Raw genomic sequence first — 15,295 nt, 5'->3', positions numbered from 1 at the left:
ACTTTTAGATAAATATCAATGATCAATACCGCAGCCCTGTTCAGCACCGCCTTCCTGCCCGGCCAGGCCGGCTTCGACACCGATACAATCACGGGCCTGGCCGAATGGCGGCTCGCTACCCCCATGCTGTTCAAGCTGCTCATCGGCGCCGGCACGCAAGCCGTCGCCTGGCCCATCTACGGCGATGGCGAGGACTGCCCCTGCGTGCTGGCCGCGCCGATGGCGCAGGCGCAGGCCAGTTGGCAAGCCTTGTCCGCCCTGATGGACAGGCCGCGCGACGCGGCCGCCATCGTCGCGCGCGCCGGCATCAGCGCCCTGCTGGCGGGGGGCCAGGCGTGGCTGATCCTCGATTGCGTGCAGCTGATCCCGCACGATATCGACACGCCGCAATACGCGGCCGGGCTCGAAGCCCTGCGCGCCGAGGCGCAAGCCCTGCACTCTGCCCTGCAGCGCGGCGACAAGGAAGCGCTGGCGCCCCTGCTGGCCGCCGGCGCCGCATCGCCTGCCACCGGCTACTGGTCGGCCACGGCCGATGCGCAGCTGGCCGATGTCGAGGAACTGGATGCGAACGCGCTGCCGTTCCTGCAAGGCCTGGAAGTGCGGGAATGGGTGGAAGACGCGCTGTGCTACGCGGTGGCTGCGGCGGGGCAGCCGGACATTCTGGGCCTCGTCACGCCGTACGGCCGCTGGATCGCGCCGCTGTCGCCGGGCCTCGTTCACCTGGACGCCAGCGACGCGGACGATGGCTGGATCACCTTTGCCACGGCGGACAAGCCCGACGCACAAGGCGTCATGGACCTGAACGGCACGGTGGTGCTGGTGCCCGCGCCCGGCGCCCTGTACGTGATCAGCCCCCACCTGGTACAGCAGATCGCACCGGACGGCGCAAGCCGCCTGCTGCGCCTGCCCGACGGCACGCTGCTCATCGACAGGGTCGACAACATTGGCGAGCGCGAAGACGGCTATATCGACATCGAGCGCCAGACGGGCGATGATGACGAACGCAATGTCTGCGGCGTGCTCGACAAGATGGGCAAGGTCGTGGTGCCGCCCGCCTACAGCTCCGTGCAGGATTTCGGCACCAAGAAAAAGATTGCCATCGTCAGCCAGCGCATCGATGGCCGCTTCCTGTTTGGCCTGGTCGATAGCCAGGGCGAGCTGCTGGCGCCCTGCCGGTACGAAGCCATCGATTGCGCCACGACGTCGTCGCCGCCCAGGCTGCGCAAGAACCTGATCTTCGCCATCGATGCGCAAGGCCTGGCGTGCATGCTGACACTGGACGGCAAGCAGGCGTTTGTGCCTTTGTATCCGCCCGCCCACCATCTGCGCGGCGTCGCCGTGCAAAGCGACTTTTTATATGTCGTCAAGGATGGCATGGCCTGGAGCATGGATTTCACGGGCCAGCTGCTGGAACAGTTCGACACCGTGGAAAACTTCAAGGCGGCCATCACGGCCCAATTGAGCGAGGCCATGGGCCTGGGCAAGAAAAAGCCCGTCAGGCGCCGCAGCTTTACGCCCGCGCAAATCCTGGCAAAGGCCGACCGCGCGCAGTTGCACGCCATGGCCGCCCTGTTCTTGCAAGGCGACGCGGATCTGGCCGCGCGCTGCGTGGACATCACGCTCGACGAGCTGGCGGAGGACGACCCGGAAGAAGAATACGAAGGAGACACGCCCGCAGCGGCCTGTTTCTTCCTGCTGTGGTCCACGGCCGCCCACACGCTGGGCCACGGCACCACCCTGGACTGGAAAGCCGTCGATGAAGTGCCGCGCCTGGTCCAGCATATCGGCCTGCCCGCGCTGCGCGATTTTTCCTGGGCGGAGCGAGAGGATGGCGACGCGATGGCCGAGGGCCTGGCCGCCATCGCCGCCCACCTGGCGCCGCATCAGCTGCGCCTGATCAACATGCACGGCGGCGAAGACACGTATTATTTGGGTGTGGTGCGGGCGCAGGATGCGGCCGCGTTCAAGGCTGCGGCGCTGCTGGCGGCCTTGCGGCCCGTGGTGTATTAAGACCGCTCAGTTAAGACCGCTCAATTAAGACCGCTCAGTTAAGACCGCTCAGTTGCATTTGACGGCGCCGAAATGCTGCGCCAAAGTCAGGCCCAGTCCCTGCTCCACGGCGTTTTCCACCTGCGCCGCCAGGGCTGCCGCTTCTTCCGCGGCCTGGATATCGCGTTCATTGGTGGAACCGGCCGGATAGCCGGAGTTCACGCGCATGCCGCCGAAGACGAACAGCCGGTAGACATCGGCCAGGCTGATGCGGTTGACATTGCCCAGCAAGACCCAGTGGTCGGAACTGTCGGCCACGCGCTTGCCCCACTGCACCCGCACGGCGCCCTCCACGTTGACTCGTCCCACCCAGCCCTGCTGCACCATCTTGTCGAGCAGGGTTTCCATTTCCTCGAAGCCCAGGCGCGTGCTGCGGCGGATCTCGGCGGCGCCCACCAGGGCCGAATCGCCGCAGTGGCAAGCCTGGTGCAGCACTTTCAAGATGGCGACGGCGTCGACGAATTCGCTGCCCGGCGCCGCCTCGTACCACCAGCGCTCGTATTTCACGACGGGCAAGGCGGCCACCAGCAAGGCGCCCACGAGGGTGATCATCCAGCTGAGGTAAATCCACACGAGGAACAGCGGCAAGGCGGCCAGTGCGCCGTAGATACGCGAATAGGTGGGGAATTCCTGGATGAATTCGCCGAAGCCCCGCTTGGCCACCTCGAACGCCAGCGCCGCCAGCAAGCCGCCCCAGGCCGCGTCGCGCCAATCCACGTCGCGGTTCGGCACGGCAATGTACAGCAATGTAAACGCCAGCATGGTCAGGCCGATCGACACCAGCGTATAAAACACGGCGCCCAGGAAAGGCACGGCGCCCACCACGCCGCTGGTAGCCATGAAGAGGCGCGACGTCACCGTCAGCGACACGCCCACCAGCAGCGGCCCCAGGGTGACGATGGCCCAGTAGACAAGTAGACGCTTGGTCCAGCGGCGTTCCTGGCGCACGCGCCAGATGCGGTTGAAGACGCGCTCGATCAAACCCATCATGCCCACCGACGTGACGATCAGGGCGCCCGCGCCGATGGCCGACAATCGCGTGGCCTTCGAGGCGAACGTGGTCAAGTAATCGAGGATGGTGTTCGATATGCCCTTGGGCATCACGCTTTGCACGAAATAATCTTCCAGCGCATGGCGGAAGGTATTAAATAGCGGGAAAGTGGTGAAGATCGCCAGGGCCAGGGTCAGCAGCGGCACCAGCGCAAACACGGTGGCGAACGTCAGGCTGCCGGCCACCTGCGGCAGGCTTTCCTCGCGCACGCGGCGGCGCGCGAACTGCAGCAGGTCGCGCGTTTCGGACCAGGTCAGGCCGCGCACGGCGGCCAACCCGATGCTCAGGGCGCGCCACAGGTATTGGAAGAACGGGAATATATATTTTGAAAACATGTGCAAAATCAGAACGGCGCCATGACAGCAGTCGTATCAGGCTGTAAAGCGCCCTATAATACCAATGATGAAGCCAACCAATCTGATTATTCTCGTATTGTTTTATTCACGCCATGGCGCCACGCGCCAGTTGGCCGAGTTGATAGCCCAGGGAGTGGAAAGCGTGCCCGGTTGCGACGCCCGACTGCGCACCGTGCCCGCCGTCTCGACGGTGACGGAAGCGACGGCGCCGGAAGTGCCCCTTGACGGCGCGCCCTACGTGGAACTGGAAGACTTGCAGGAATGCGCGGGCCTGGCCCTGGGTTCGCCCACGCGCTTCGGCAACATGGCCGCCGCCATGAAGTACTTCTGGGACGGCACGGCCAGCGACTGGCTGGCCGGCAGCCTGTCCGGCAAGCCCGCCTGCGTGTTCACGTCCACGGGCAGCCTGCACGGCGGCCAGGAATCGACCCTGCTGTCGATGATGATCCCCCTCTTCCACCACGGCATGCTGGTCATGGGCTTGCCCTACACGCATCCGGAACTGATGACGACGTCCACGGGCGGCTCGCCGTATGGCGCCACGCACTGGTCTGGCATAGACGGCGACAAGGCATTGAGCGACGATGAAAAGCGCCTGGCCATCGCCCTGGGCCGGCGCCTGGCGGAAAACGCCGCAAAACTGGCGGGCGCGTGATGCACGGCGCACTGCACAAATATTTTCACTGGGGCGCCATCGCCAGCCTCGTCACCCTGATCGTCTGGTGCGTACTGTGGGAAACCGTCGTCGCGCCGCTGCAGCCGGGCGGCTCCTGGGTCGTCCTGAAGGCGGCGCCCCTGCTCATACCCCTGTATGGCGTCATCAAGCGCGACGTCTACACCCTGCAATGGTCGTCGATGGTGATCCTGCTGTATTTCACGGAAGGCGTGGTGCGCGGCTACAGCGACACGAACCCCGTCTCGGCCCGGATGGCCTGGGGCGAGGCGGCCATCGTCTGCATCTATTTTGCCTGCGCCGTGCTGTATCTGCGCCCATATAAAAAGGCGGCCAAGCGCATGGCCAGGGAATTGCTGGAAAAAGTGACTAAAGTGAGCATCAAGAAATGAACGACAAGCCCATGACTGACCAAGCCGATTTCCTCGCCGCCTGCCGCGACCTGCTGGGCGACGCCTACGTCCTCACCCTGGACGCCGACACGGCCCCCTTCCTCACTGACTGGCGCGACCGTTTCACGGGCAAGGCCCTGGCCGTGCTGCGCCCCGCCACCGTGGAACAAGTCGCCGGCGTGCTGCGCGCCTGCGCGCAATGGCATGTCCCCGTCGTGCCGCAAGGCGGCAACACGGGCCTGGTCCTGGGCAGCATCCCGGACGCCGCCGGCACGGCCATCGTGCTGTCGCTGGCGCGCCTGAACGGCATCCGCGCGCTCGATCCCGTCAACCGCACCATCACGGTGGACGCGGGCTGCATCCTGCAAACCATCCAGGAAGCGGCCAGCGCCGCCGGTTGCCTGTTCCCCCTGTCGCTGGCTGCCGAAGGCAGTTGCACCATCGGCGGGAATCTGGCGACGAATGCGGGCGGCACGGCCGTGCTGCGCTACGGCAACACGCGCGAGCTGTGCCTGGGCCTGGAAGTGGTCACGCCGCAGGGCGAGATCTGGAGCGGCTTGCGCGGCTTGCGCAAGGACAATACGGGCTACGATTTGCGCGACCTGTACATCGGCGCCGAAGGCACCCTGGGAATTATCACCGGCGCCGTCATGAAGTTGTACCCGCAGCCGAAAGCCTGCATCACGGCGCTGGCCGCCATGCCCTCGCCCGCCCACGCCCTGCGCCTGCTCTCGCTGATGCAAGACCATTGCGGCGCCAGCCTGACGGGTTTTGAACTGATGTCGCAGTACTGTCTGCAACTGGTGGCGGAGCAGTTCCCGCAGCTGCCGCGCCCATTCACCGACGCGCACGGCCAATATGTGCTGCTCGAATTGTCGAGCAGCCAGTCCGAGGCGCATGCCGTGGAATTGCTGGAAGCGAGTATCGGTGCGGCCCTGGAAGACGAATTGATCGAAGACGCCGTCGTCGCCAGTTCCGTGGCGCAGTCCGAGGGACTGTGGCAGCTGCGCGAACACATCCCGCTGGCGCAGGCGCAGGCGGGCAAGAACATCAAGCACGACATCTCGCTGCCGATTTCCCGCATCGCCGACTTCATCGCCATCACGGATGCGGCCCTCGAGTCAGCCTTCCCTGGCTGCCAGCTCGTGTGCTTCGGCCACCTGGGCGACGGCAACCTGCATTACAACGTGGCGCCGCCAGCCGGCATGACGGACCAGGATTTCCTCGCCAACCAGGATGCCATCAACCGCATCGTGCATGACCAGGTGCACGCTTTTGGGGGTTCGATTTCGGCCGAACACGGCATCGGCGCGCTGAAAAAGGCCGATCTCGCCCGCTACAAGTCGCCGCTGGAATTGCAGCTGATGCGCGCCGTGAAGCAGGCGCTGGACCCGCAGAACATCATGAATCCGGGGAAGATATTGTGAAGCCGTCGTCCCTCCTGCTATGCGCCATGGCCTTGCTGGCCGGTTCCGCCAGTGCGCAGGACGTCTACAAGTGCGTGAAGGATGGCCAGAGCAGCTATAGCGCCACGCCCTGCACGGCCGGCCAGCTGCAAATCCTGGAAATCCCCGCGCCGCCGCCCGCCGTCGACAAAGGTGCGGCCACGCGCCAGGAACGGGTGGCCAGCCAGATGGAAGCGGCGCGCAAAAAGCAGGAGCAGCTGGAAGACCAGGCGCGCGAGAGGGGCGCCAGGCAGCAGGAAGTCCACGAGAAGCACTGCGCGCAGCTGCGCCTGGAACAGAAATGGGCGGCGCAGGACGCCGTCGGCGCGGGCGACAAGAACCGCGATGCGGCGCAATTGAAAGCACGGCGCGCCGGCGAACGCCTGGCCGTCGAATGCCTGCATTGAGTGCGCCGGCAGCCGATCCTGCGGGCACGCGCCTGCTTTCTCGCTGGCTGCTGCTGGGCGAATGGCGCGCGCATCCCGTGCGCGCCTTTGTCGCCATCCTGGCCATCGCCATCGGCGTATCGCTGGGCTTTGCCATCCACCTGATCAACGCGGCCGCCTTCAATGAATTTTCCACGGCCGTCAAAAGCCTGTCCGGCCAGGCCGACGTGCAGGTGGCGGGGCGCGAAGCGCTGTTCGACGAAGCCATCTACCCATGGCTGGCGCAGCGCGACGGCGTGGCTGTCGCTTCGCCCGTGCTGGAACTGCAGGCCACGGTGGCGGGCAAGAAGGACGGCGGCCCGCTGCACATCCTGGCGCTCGACGTCTTCCGCGCCGGCTTCATCTCGCCCGACCTGATCGGCGCGCCGGCCGAAGGCCAGCCTTTCGACACCCTGGCCGACGACGCCGTCTTTTTATCGCCGGCCGCCTTGCGCTGGCTCAATGTAGCCCAAGGCGGCGAGGTCGCCCTGCAATCGGGCACGGGCATGGTGCCGTTGCGCGTGGCCGGTTCGCTGCAGCGCGCGCGCGCCGGCCAGCGCATCGCCGTGATGGATATCGGCGCGGCGCAATGGCGCTTCAACAAGCTGGGCAAGCTGTCGCGCATCGACTTGAAACTGCGCCAGGGCGTCAACCGCGGCGCCTTCCAGGCCGAGCTGGCGCGGGCGCTGGAAGCGCAGTACCCGGGGCGTTTCCAGGTGGGCCAGCCGAATGACGAGAACCAGAATAGCCGCAACAATAACCTCAGCCGCGCCTACCGGGTCAACCTGACGGTGCTGGCCCTCGTCGCCCTGTTTACGGGAGCGTTCCTCGTGTTTTCCACGCAGGCGCTGTCCGTCATCCGCCGCCGCGGCCAGTTCGCGCTGCTGCGCGTGCTGGGCATGGAACGGGGCCGGCTGCTGCGCCAGGTGCTGCTGGAAGGCGCCAGCCTCGGCGTCGTCGGCGCCGGCCTGGGCATCGCGGGCGGCTACGCCATGGCGGCCGTGGCCCTGCGCTTCTTCGGCGGCGACCTGGGCGCCGGCTATTTCGCGGGCGTGCAGCCGCAGGTGCAATTCACGCCCGTCGCCGCCTTCGTCTACTTCATCCTCGGCCTCGGCGTCGCCCTGCTGGGCTGCGCCGCGCCCGCGCTGGAAGCGGCGCGCGCGGCGCCCGCCATCGCCCTGAAATCGGGCAGCGAGGAAGTCGTGACGACGCGCCTGGCGAAAACCTGGCCCGCGCTGGTCTGCCTGCTGCTGGCCGGCGCCCTGACCTTCCTGCCGCCCGTGTTCGAGCTGCCCCTGTTCGGCTATCTGTCCATCGCGCTGCTGCTGATCGGCGCCATCGCCCTGATGCCGCAACTGGCCGCCGTCGTCTTCCGCTTCCTGCAGCGCGCCTGGCTGCGCACGGAGACCAGCCAGCATGCGCCCGTGCGCAGCCTGACCCTGGCCCGCCTGGCGAACGCCTCGGGCCAGGCCGGCATCGCCCTCGGCGGCGTGCTGTCGAGCTTTAGCCTGATGGTGGCGATGGCCATCATGGTGTCGAGTTTCCGCGTTTCCGTCGACGACTGGCTGCTGCAGATCTTGCCGGCCGACGTGTATGCGCGCACGGCCGCCAGCGGCGGCACGGCAGGCTTGAATCCACGCGAACAGGCCAGCATCACCGCCCTGTCCGAGGTGGCCAGGGTGGATTTCCAGCGCCTGCGCTCGCTGTCGCTGGCGCCCGACCGCCCGAATGTGGTGCTGCTGGCGCGCCCGATCCTGCTGTCCGATCCGGGCAAGAGCATGGTACTGGTGGGTGACACCCTGCCCGTGCCGGCAGGTAGCCGGCCCGTGTGGCTGTCGGAGGCGGTGGCCGACCTGTACAACGTCAAACCGGGGCAGCAGATAGCCCTGCCGCTGGCAGGCGGCTTGCACAAGTTCTTCATCGCCGGCATCTGGCGCGACTATGCGCGCTCTTCCGGCGCCATCCAGATGCCGCTGGACGACTACCGCGCGCTGACGGGCGACCTCGATGTCAGCGACGCCGCCCTGTGGCTGGCCAAGGACGCCACGGGCGACGCGCTGCAACAGCGCCTGAAAGCGCTGCCGTTCGGCGCCAGCCTGGAAGTGTCGAATCCGTCGGCCATCCGCGCCCTGAGCCTGCAGATCTTCGACCGCAGCTTCGCCGTCACGTATTTGCTGGAAGCCATCGCCATCGTCATCGGCCTGTTCGGCGTGGCCGCCACGTTTTCCGCGCAAACCCTGGCGCGCGCCCGCGAATTCGGTATGCTGCGCCACGTGGGCGTGACGCGCGGGCAGATTTTGTCCATCCTGGCGCTCGAAGGAGGCGCGCTGACGGCGCTGGGCATCGCCACCGGTTTCATCCTGGGCCTGTTGATCAGCTTTGTGCTCGTCTTCATCGTCAATCCGCAATCGTTCCACTGGACCATGCAGCTGCACTTGCCGTGGCCCCTGATCGCCACCGTGGCCGGCGCCCTGCTGACGGCGGCCGCCGCCACGGCGCTGATCGCGGGCAGACAAGCCTTGTCCGCTGGCCCCATCCGCGCCGTCAGGGAGGACTGGTAATGCGTCGTGTTTTCATCTTGTCATTGGCGCTGGCGCTACCTGCGCTGGCCGCGCCGCCCGCCTTTGCCCCCGTCACGCCGCTGCCGGCCGGCCAGACGCTGCGCCTGCCGCACGACTTCGGCGCCCATCCCGCGTATAAGACGGAATGGTGGTACGCCACGGGATGGGTCAAAACGGCCGGCGGCGAGCAACTGGGCTACCAGGTGACCTTCTTTCGCAGCGCCACGGCCACCGATACGGACAACCCCAGCGCGTTTGCGCCGAAACAGCTGATCATCGGCCATGCGGCCCTGTCCGACCCGAAGGTGGGCAAGCTGCTGCACGACGAGAAAAGCGCGCGCGAGGGTTTCGGCCTGGCCTACGCCAAGGTGGGCGACACGGACGTGAAACTCGACGACTGGCGCATGCAGCGACAAGCGGACGGCAGCTACCGGGTCAGCCTGGCCGCGCGCGAATTCAACCTGCAGCTGACCCTCGCGCCCACGCAGCCCGTGCTGCTGCAAGGCGTTGGCGGCTATTCGCGCAAGGGCGCCCGGCCCGCGCAATCGAGTTACTACTACAGCAAGCCGCAACTGCGCACGACGGGCACGATCGCGCGCGCGGGCGGCAAGCCGGAAGCCGTGACGGGCGCCACCTGGCTCGATCACGAGTGGTCCAGCCAGGTGCTCGATGCGGACGCCAGCGGCTGGAACTGGATAGGCGCCAACCTCGACGACGGCGGCGCCCTGATGGCCTTCCAGATCCGCAGCAAGACAGGTGCTAAACTATGGGCGCACGCGACATGGCGCGACGCGTCCGGTAAGATGACGCAGTTCGCCCCAGGCGACGTCGATTTCACGCCCACGCAGCTATGGCGTTCGCCCCGCACGCAGGCCGAATACCCGGTCGCCACCGAGATCCGCACGGGCGCGACGCGCTGGCAGATCAAGCCGCTGCAAGCGGACCAGGAACTCGATTCGCGCCGCTCGACGGGCGCCGTGTACTGGGAAGGCGCCGTGACGGTGGAGCGCGACGGCCAGCCCGTGGGCCGCGCCTACCTGGAAATGACGGGCTACGTCCAGCCGATGAAGTTGTAAGCACTACCGAATATGTAAATCAAAGCGAAAAACAATGACAACCAGCACAGAAACAGGCAGTACCAGTACAGCAAGCACCGCATCGACTCCCGACACCGGCACCAGCCGCGAACTGAAAAAAGGCAGCCTGGCCGCCTTCAAGGGCTTGATGCCCTTTTTGACGCCGTACCGCAAGCAGTTCTTCCTGGCCGGTATCGCGCTGGTGGTGGCCGCCGCCTCCACCCTGGCCATTCCCGCCGCCTTCAAGCAGATGATCGACCTCGGTTTCGGCGGCGCGGCCGGCTCGAAGAGCATCCAGCACGTCGACCTGGTCTTCCTCGCCCTGTTCGGCGTGGCGTCCATCCTGGCGCTGGCCACGGCCGCGCGTTTTTACACGGTGTCGTGGCTGGGCGAGCGCGTCACGGCCGATATCCGCAGCGCCGTGTACCGCCACGTCGTCACGCAAAGCCCCGAATTCTTTGAAACGACGCAGACGGGCGAAGTCCTGTCGCGCATCACCACCGACACGACCCTGATACAGGCCGTCGTCGGCACCAGCATCTCCATGGCGCTGCGCAACGTGCTGCTGTTCCTGGGCGGCCTGGTGATGCTGTTCGTCACCAGCGCCAAGCTGGCGGGTATCATCATCGGCTTGCTGATCCTCGTCGTCGTGCCCATCATCGTGTTTGGCCGCAAGGTGCGCAAGCTGTCGCGCGACTCGCAGGACCGCATCGCCGACGCGTCGGCCATGGCCGGCGAAATCCTCAACGCCATGCCCACCGTGCAAGCGTTCACGCACGAGAAAATCGAATCGAAACGCTTCGGCGACTCCGTCGAAGGCGCTTTCATGACGGCCATGCGCCGCATCCGCGCCCGCGCCCTCTTGACCATGATCGCGATTTTGCTGGTCTTCGGCACCATCGTCTTCGTGCTGTGGCTGGGCGCGCGCGCCGTGCTGGAAGGCTCGATGACGGGCGGCGACCTGGGCCAGTTCATCCTGTACGCCTCCATCGTGGCCGGCGCCATCGGCGCCCTGTCCGAAGTCATGGGCGAAGCGCAGCGCGCCGCCGGCGCCACCGAGCGCCTGCTGGAACTGATGGCCGTCAAATCGGAAATCGCCTCGCCGGCCACGCCGCTGCCGCTGCCCGCACGCGCCGCCACCGGCGCCGCCTTGACATTGGACAATGTCATGTTCTCCTACCCGTCGCGCCCGGACACCCACGCGCTGGATCACGTCAGCCTCGACATCCGCGCCGGCGAAACGGTGGCCGTCGTCGGCCCTTCCGGCGCCGGCAAGACCACCCTGTTCCAGCTGTTCCTGCGCTTCTATGACCCGCAAAGCGGCAGCATCCGCCTCGATGGCGTCGATATCAAGCAGCTGGACCTGCACACCCTGCGCGACGCCATCGGCATCGTGCCGCAGGATACCGTGATTTTCTCGGCCGACGCCATGGAAAACATCCGCTACGGCCGCGCCGGCGCCAGCGACGAGGAAGTGATCGCGGCCGCGAAGATGGCGGCCGCCCACGAATTCATCGAGCGCCTGCCGAACGGCTACAAATCCTTCCTCGGCGAACGGGGCGTGCGCCTGTCCGGCGGCCAGCGCCAGCGCATCGCCATCGCCCGCGCCCTGCTGAAAAACCCGCCGCTGCTGCTGCTCGATGAAGCCACCAGCGCGCTGGACGCGGAATCGGAACGCCTGGTGCAAAAGGCGCTGGAAGCGGCCATGGTGGGCCGCACCACGGTCATCATCGCCCACCGCCTGGCCACCGTGCAGCGCGCCGACCGCATCATCGTCATGGAAGACGGCAAGATCGTCGAGACGGGCACGCATGCGTCGCTGGTCGCAATGAAAGGCATCTATGCGAACCTTGCCGCACTGCAATTTCACAACGTACAGATCAACTAAGCCAAAACAGCCATGAACGCACTTTTCCACGCCAACCTGGGCATCACCGATTTCTGGACCTTTTTATTGGGGACCATCTTCATCGTCATCCTGCCCGGTCCCAATTCCATGTATGTGCTGTCGGTGGCCGCCCAGCGCGGCGTGCGGCCCGCCTACCAGGGCGCCTTCGGCATCTTTGCCGGCGACCTGATACTGATGGTGCTGTCGGCCTGCGGCGTGGCCTCCCTGCTGAAAGCCAGCCCGGCCCTGTTCTACGTGGTGAAATACATCGGCGCCGCTTACCTGGGCTGGATCGGCCTGCAGATGCTGATCGGCTGCTGGCGCAAGCTGCGCGCGCCGGCACCGGCCGAAGGCGAAGCGGCGGCCGTCCCTGCCCCCGTCAAGGAAAGCGACCCGTTCCGCAAGGCCCTGGTCATCAGCCTGATGAACCCGAAGGCCATTTTGTTCTTCATTTCCTTCTTCATCCAGTTCGTCGACCCGGCCTTCCCGAATCCCGTGCTGTCCTTCATCGGCCTGGGCCTGATCTGCCAGGTGATCAGCTTTACCTACCTGACGGCCATCATTTTTGTCGGCGCGCGCCTGGCCGAGACCTTCCGGCGCCGTCGCCGCCTGTCGGCCGGCATGGGCGGCGGCGTGGGCGCCATGTTCATCGGCTTCGGCGCGAAACTGGCCACGGCCACCCTGTAAGGAAACCGCCGTGAACGAACTCGAACTGCGCCAGCGCTGCCACACCGTCCTGCCGGGCCACCGCCAGCCCGCCCCAAGCGCCACCTTCGCCGCCATGGCCGCCTGGTGCGACGCCAACGATGTTGCGCACGATACCTACGGCGAAGGCGCGTTGATCGAACAGTTCGAGAACAAGATCGCCAGCCTGCTCGGTTTCGAGGCGGCCGTGTTCTGCATCACGGGCACCATGACGCAGGTCACGGCCCTGCGCCTGGCGTGCCAGGACCGGGGCTCGCGCCTGGTAGCGCTGCATCCCACCTCGCACATCCTGCGCCACGAGCGGGGCAACCATGAATTGCTCGATCACTTCAAGGGTTTGATGATCGGCGACCCGCACCGCCCGTGGACGGTGGACGACTTGCGCGCCGTGCCCGATCATCTGGGCGCCGCGCAGCTGGAACTGCCGATGCGCGAAATCGGCGGCCAGTGCCCTTCCAGGGAAGACTTGAGCCAGATCAAACAGCACTGCCGCGAGCACAATATTCACCTGCACATGGATGGCGCGCGCCTGTGGGAAGCGCAAGCGGGTTTCGGCCAGTCCCTGCCCGCCATCTGCGACGGATTCGATTCCGTGTATGTGTCGCTGTACAAAGGCATCGGTGGCCTCGGTGGCGCCATGCTGGCCGGCAGCCGGCCGTTCGTCGAACGGGCGCGCGAATGGTTCCGCCGCCAGGGCGGCAATATCGTGCACCGCACGCCCTGGGTGGTGGCCGCCGCCATGCAGTTCGACGCGCGCCTCGCCGCCATGCCGCGGTATTTTGCGCGCACGCAGTGGCTCTACGCGCTGTTGCGCGACTTCCCGGCCATTGCCGTCAACCCCGCCAGTCCGCAAGCGAACATGCTGCACCTGCACTTGCCCGTCTCGCGCGAACGGGCCGTCGCCATCCGCAACCAGGTGGCCGCCGACCACGGCATCTGGCTGTTCAGCCGCGCCAGCCACGCAGCCCTCCCTGGCCACAGCGTGGTGGAATGGTATGTGGGAGACCAGTTGCTGGAACTGCCGGACGACAGCGTGCGGCTGGCCTTGACCCTGCTGGACCAGGCCATGCGCGCCAGGGATTAATTGACAATCGTGACACCAAAAAAAAGCGCCCGAAGGCGCTTTTTTTCTTTCATGGCGGCCGGGTTGGCCGCCACTACCTGCTTAGAACTTGTAGTTATAAGCGAGACCGATCAACTGCATGCGGGTCTTGAACAGGCCCTTGGTGGTTTCACCGTTGCCGGTGCAGCCGGTGGACACTGGCGAGCAGCCATTCGTGTAGTTGACACTGGCGTCCTTGAAGTCGATATAGCTGTAGGCCAGATCCAGCGAGGAGTTCGCGTTCAGCTTCCAGTTCGCGCCGATCGAGTACTGCATGCGGTCGCTGTCCGGCAAGGCCGGGTGGCGCAGTTCCGCGCTGCGCACTGGTGCCTGGTCATGCGCGATACCGGCGCGCAGCAGCAGGTTTTCGCTGTACTTGTAGTTGGTGCCCAGCGAAACACGGTAAGTGTCTTTCCAGTTCTGGCGGATGCGTTCCGGGCCTTCGGCCGTCGGCGGGAACTGGATGTCCAGGTTTTCCAGGCGCGAAGTGCGGGTCCAGGTGACGTCGCCCATCAAGGCCCACTTGTCATCCATCTGGTGGAAGGCGTTGACCGACAGGGTTTCCGGCGTGCGCAGTTCGACCAGCGCCTTGGAATTGACCTTGTTCGAGGCGGCGGCGATAAAGCCGTTCACGGCGGCATTGCTCGTCACTTGCGAGAAGTCCCAGATGGTGCTGCCTTTGAGCTTGTGCGAAATCGACGAACGGTAAGCGATACCGAAACGCGTGCCTTCGTTCAACTGGTACAGATAGCCGAGGTTGAAGCCAAAGCCCCAGTCATGACCGTCCATCGACGCGTGGCCATCCTTGATCTGGCCTTGCAGCGCATTTTTCGCGGAAGTAAACGCTGCCATGCCTTGCGTTTTCAGGATATTGCCGAGGAAGGCAGCCGATGCGGCTGGCGCTTTTTCGCCCAGGAAAGCTACGGTGCCCGGCACGTCCACGCCCTGGCCCAGTTCCGCCTTCATGTATTCAGCCGTCACGCCGAAACCGAACGAGTGATGCTGGTCCAGCTTGAACGACACGGAAGGATTCAGGGCGATCGCTTCGAGCTTGATGTTGGTGATCGCATAACGGCCGGTCCAGTCGTTGCCGTAATCGAGCTTGGCGCCGTACGGCACGAACAGGCCGGCACCGACCGTCCATTGATCATTGATCTTTTTGCTGGCATACAGCGCAGGCGCGACCACGGCGTCCGGCGCGTAGTCCTTGGTGGCGGTGAATGGCGTGCGATTACCCTTCCAGAACTGCTTCGAGCCCGTATCCTCGTAAGTCGAATGCGGTACGACGATGGTGCCGCCGCCAACGAACTGCGTGCCTTCCAGGCGCGACAGGCCGGCCGGGTTGTAGAAAATGGTCGATGCGTCGGCCGCTTCGGCGCCGCTGGCATCGGCCGTGCCCTGGGCGGAAACGCTTTGCGAGCCGAAACGGTAGCCCGATGCTTGTGCGGTGGAGGAAATGCCGGCGAATGCGGCAACGATCAGGAGGGGCAGATATTTATGTTTCAAGTTGGTCTCTCTTTATTATATGAAATTGTCTTCGGCACACTATCGCGGGCATATCCAGCTGCCCCG

General features: G+C 65.6%; 12 protein-coding genes. 10 read left to right on the top strand and 2 right to left on the bottom strand.

Translation table 11 applies throughout. The annotated features are described in order from the left end of the window. Positions 1-18: 18 nt before the first annotated feature. Positions 19-2,010, top strand: a complete 1,992-nt coding sequence (locus OX459_RS09590) for a WG repeat-containing protein (protein WP_289904781.1) — start codon at positions 19-21, stop codon at positions 2,008-2,010. Positions 2,011-2,058: 48 nt separating this feature from the next. Here the strand turns inward: OX459_RS09590 and OX459_RS09585 are convergent, their stop codons facing one another. After that, on the bottom strand, positions 2,059-3,435 hold the full coding sequence (locus tag OX459_RS09585; RefSeq protein ID WP_289904780.1) for a YihY family inner membrane protein: 1,377 nt from the start codon (positions 3,433-3,435) through the stop codon (positions 2,059-2,061). A 67-nt stretch (positions 3,436-3,502) separates the two neighbouring features. Here OX459_RS09585 and wrbA point away from each other — a divergent pair, with 67 nt between their 5' ends. From wrbA to OX459_RS09540, 9 genes are read left to right on the top strand one after another with little or no spacing between them, the layout of a single operon-like run. After that, positions 3,503-4,111, top strand: coding sequence for an NAD(P)H:quinone oxidoreductase (gene wrbA, locus OX459_RS09580; protein WP_099668485.1), 609 nt, complete (start codon positions 3,503-3,505; stop codon positions 4,109-4,111). Beyond that, positions 4,111-4,521, top strand: a complete 411-nt coding sequence (locus tag OX459_RS09575; protein ID WP_099667632.1) for a DUF2069 domain-containing protein — start codon at positions 4,111-4,113, stop codon at positions 4,519-4,521. The genes wrbA and OX459_RS09575 overlap by 1 nt, the downstream gene beginning before the upstream one ends. 11 nt (positions 4,522-4,532) lie before the next feature. Then, a complete protein-coding gene (locus tag OX459_RS09570; RefSeq protein WP_289904779.1) occupies positions 4,533-5,948 on the top strand; it encodes an FAD-binding oxidoreductase in 1,416 nt (471 codons plus the stop codon). Next, complete coding sequence (locus OX459_RS09565) at positions 5,945-6,373, top strand: DUF4124 domain-containing protein (RefSeq protein ID WP_289897626.1); 429 nt, start codon at positions 5,945-5,947, stop codon at positions 6,371-6,373. Before OX459_RS09570 ends, OX459_RS09565 begins: the two co-directional genes overlap by 4 nt. Beyond that, positions 6,361-8,952: an ABC transporter permease gene (locus tag OX459_RS09560; protein WP_289904778.1), complete on the top strand. Its 2,592-nt coding sequence runs from the start codon at positions 6,361-6,363 to the stop codon at positions 8,950-8,952. Before OX459_RS09565 ends, OX459_RS09560 begins: the two co-directional genes overlap by 13 nt. Then, positions 8,952-10,028 (top strand): carotenoid 1,2-hydratase, encoded by a 1,077-nt coding sequence (locus OX459_RS09555; protein WP_289904777.1) that lies wholly within the window; start codon positions 8,952-8,954, stop codon positions 10,026-10,028. The genes OX459_RS09560 and OX459_RS09555 overlap by 1 nt, the downstream gene beginning before the upstream one ends. 34 nt (positions 10,029-10,062) lie before the next feature. After that, entirely contained in the window at positions 10,063-11,916 is a 1,854-nt protein-coding gene (locus tag OX459_RS09550) for an ABC transporter transmembrane domain-containing protein (protein ID WP_251348417.1), read from the top strand. 12 nt (positions 11,917-11,928) lie between these two features. After that, positions 11,929-12,603: a leucine efflux protein LeuE gene (leuE, locus tag OX459_RS09545; RefSeq protein WP_289904776.1), complete on the top strand. Its 675-nt coding sequence runs from the start codon at positions 11,929-11,931 to the stop codon at positions 12,601-12,603. A gap of 10 nt (positions 12,604-12,613) precedes the next feature. Then, positions 12,614-13,705 (top strand): beta-eliminating lyase-related protein, encoded by a 1,092-nt coding sequence (locus tag OX459_RS09540; RefSeq protein WP_289904775.1) that lies wholly within the window; start codon positions 12,614-12,616, stop codon positions 13,703-13,705. Between the two features lie 81 nt (positions 13,706-13,786). On the opposite strand, the gene OX459_RS09535 is transcribed toward OX459_RS09540, so the two are convergent. Continuing rightward, positions 13,787-15,229, bottom strand: a complete 1,443-nt coding sequence (locus tag OX459_RS09535) for an OmpP1/FadL family transporter (RefSeq protein WP_289904774.1) — start codon at positions 15,227-15,229, stop codon at positions 13,787-13,789. Between the last annotated feature and the right edge of the window lie 66 nt (positions 15,230-15,295).

This window comes from Janthinobacterium sp. SUN026 (assembly GCF_030397625.1).
Classification (GTDB): Bacteria; Pseudomonadota; Gammaproteobacteria; order Burkholderiales; family Burkholderiaceae_D; genus Janthinobacterium; species Janthinobacterium kumbetense.
This window is presented reverse-complemented; position numbering and strand designations above follow the sequence as displayed.

Excerpts from the sequence above, each read along its gene's own strand:
- OX459_RS09590 (WP_289904781.1), top strand. The coding sequence starts at position 19 with ATGATCAATACCGCAGCCCTGTTCAGCACCGCCTTCCTGCCCGGCCAG.
- OX459_RS09585 (WP_289904780.1), bottom strand. The coding sequence starts at position 3,435 with ATGTTTTCAAAATATATATTCCCGTTCTTCCAATACCTGTGGCGCGCC.
- wrbA (WP_099668485.1), top strand. The coding sequence starts at position 3,503 with ATGAAGCCAACCAATCTGATTATTCTCGTATTGTTTTATTCACGCCAT.
- OX459_RS09575 (WP_099667632.1), top strand. The coding sequence starts at position 4,111 with ATGCACGGCGCACTGCACAAATATTTTCACTGGGGCGCCATCGCCAGC.
- OX459_RS09570 (WP_289904779.1), top strand. The coding sequence starts at position 4,533 with ATGACTGACCAAGCCGATTTCCTCGCCGCCTGCCGCGACCTGCTGGGC.
- OX459_RS09560 (WP_289904778.1), top strand. The coding sequence starts at position 6,361 with ATGCCTGCATTGAGTGCGCCGGCAGCCGATCCTGCGGGCACGCGCCTG.
- OX459_RS09555 (WP_289904777.1), top strand. The coding sequence starts at position 8,952 with ATGCGTCGTGTTTTCATCTTGTCATTGGCGCTGGCGCTACCTGCGCTG.
- OX459_RS09550 (WP_251348417.1), top strand. The coding sequence starts at position 10,063 with ATGACAACCAGCACAGAAACAGGCAGTACCAGTACAGCAAGCACCGCA.
- leuE (WP_289904776.1), top strand. The coding sequence starts at position 11,929 with ATGAACGCACTTTTCCACGCCAACCTGGGCATCACCGATTTCTGGACC.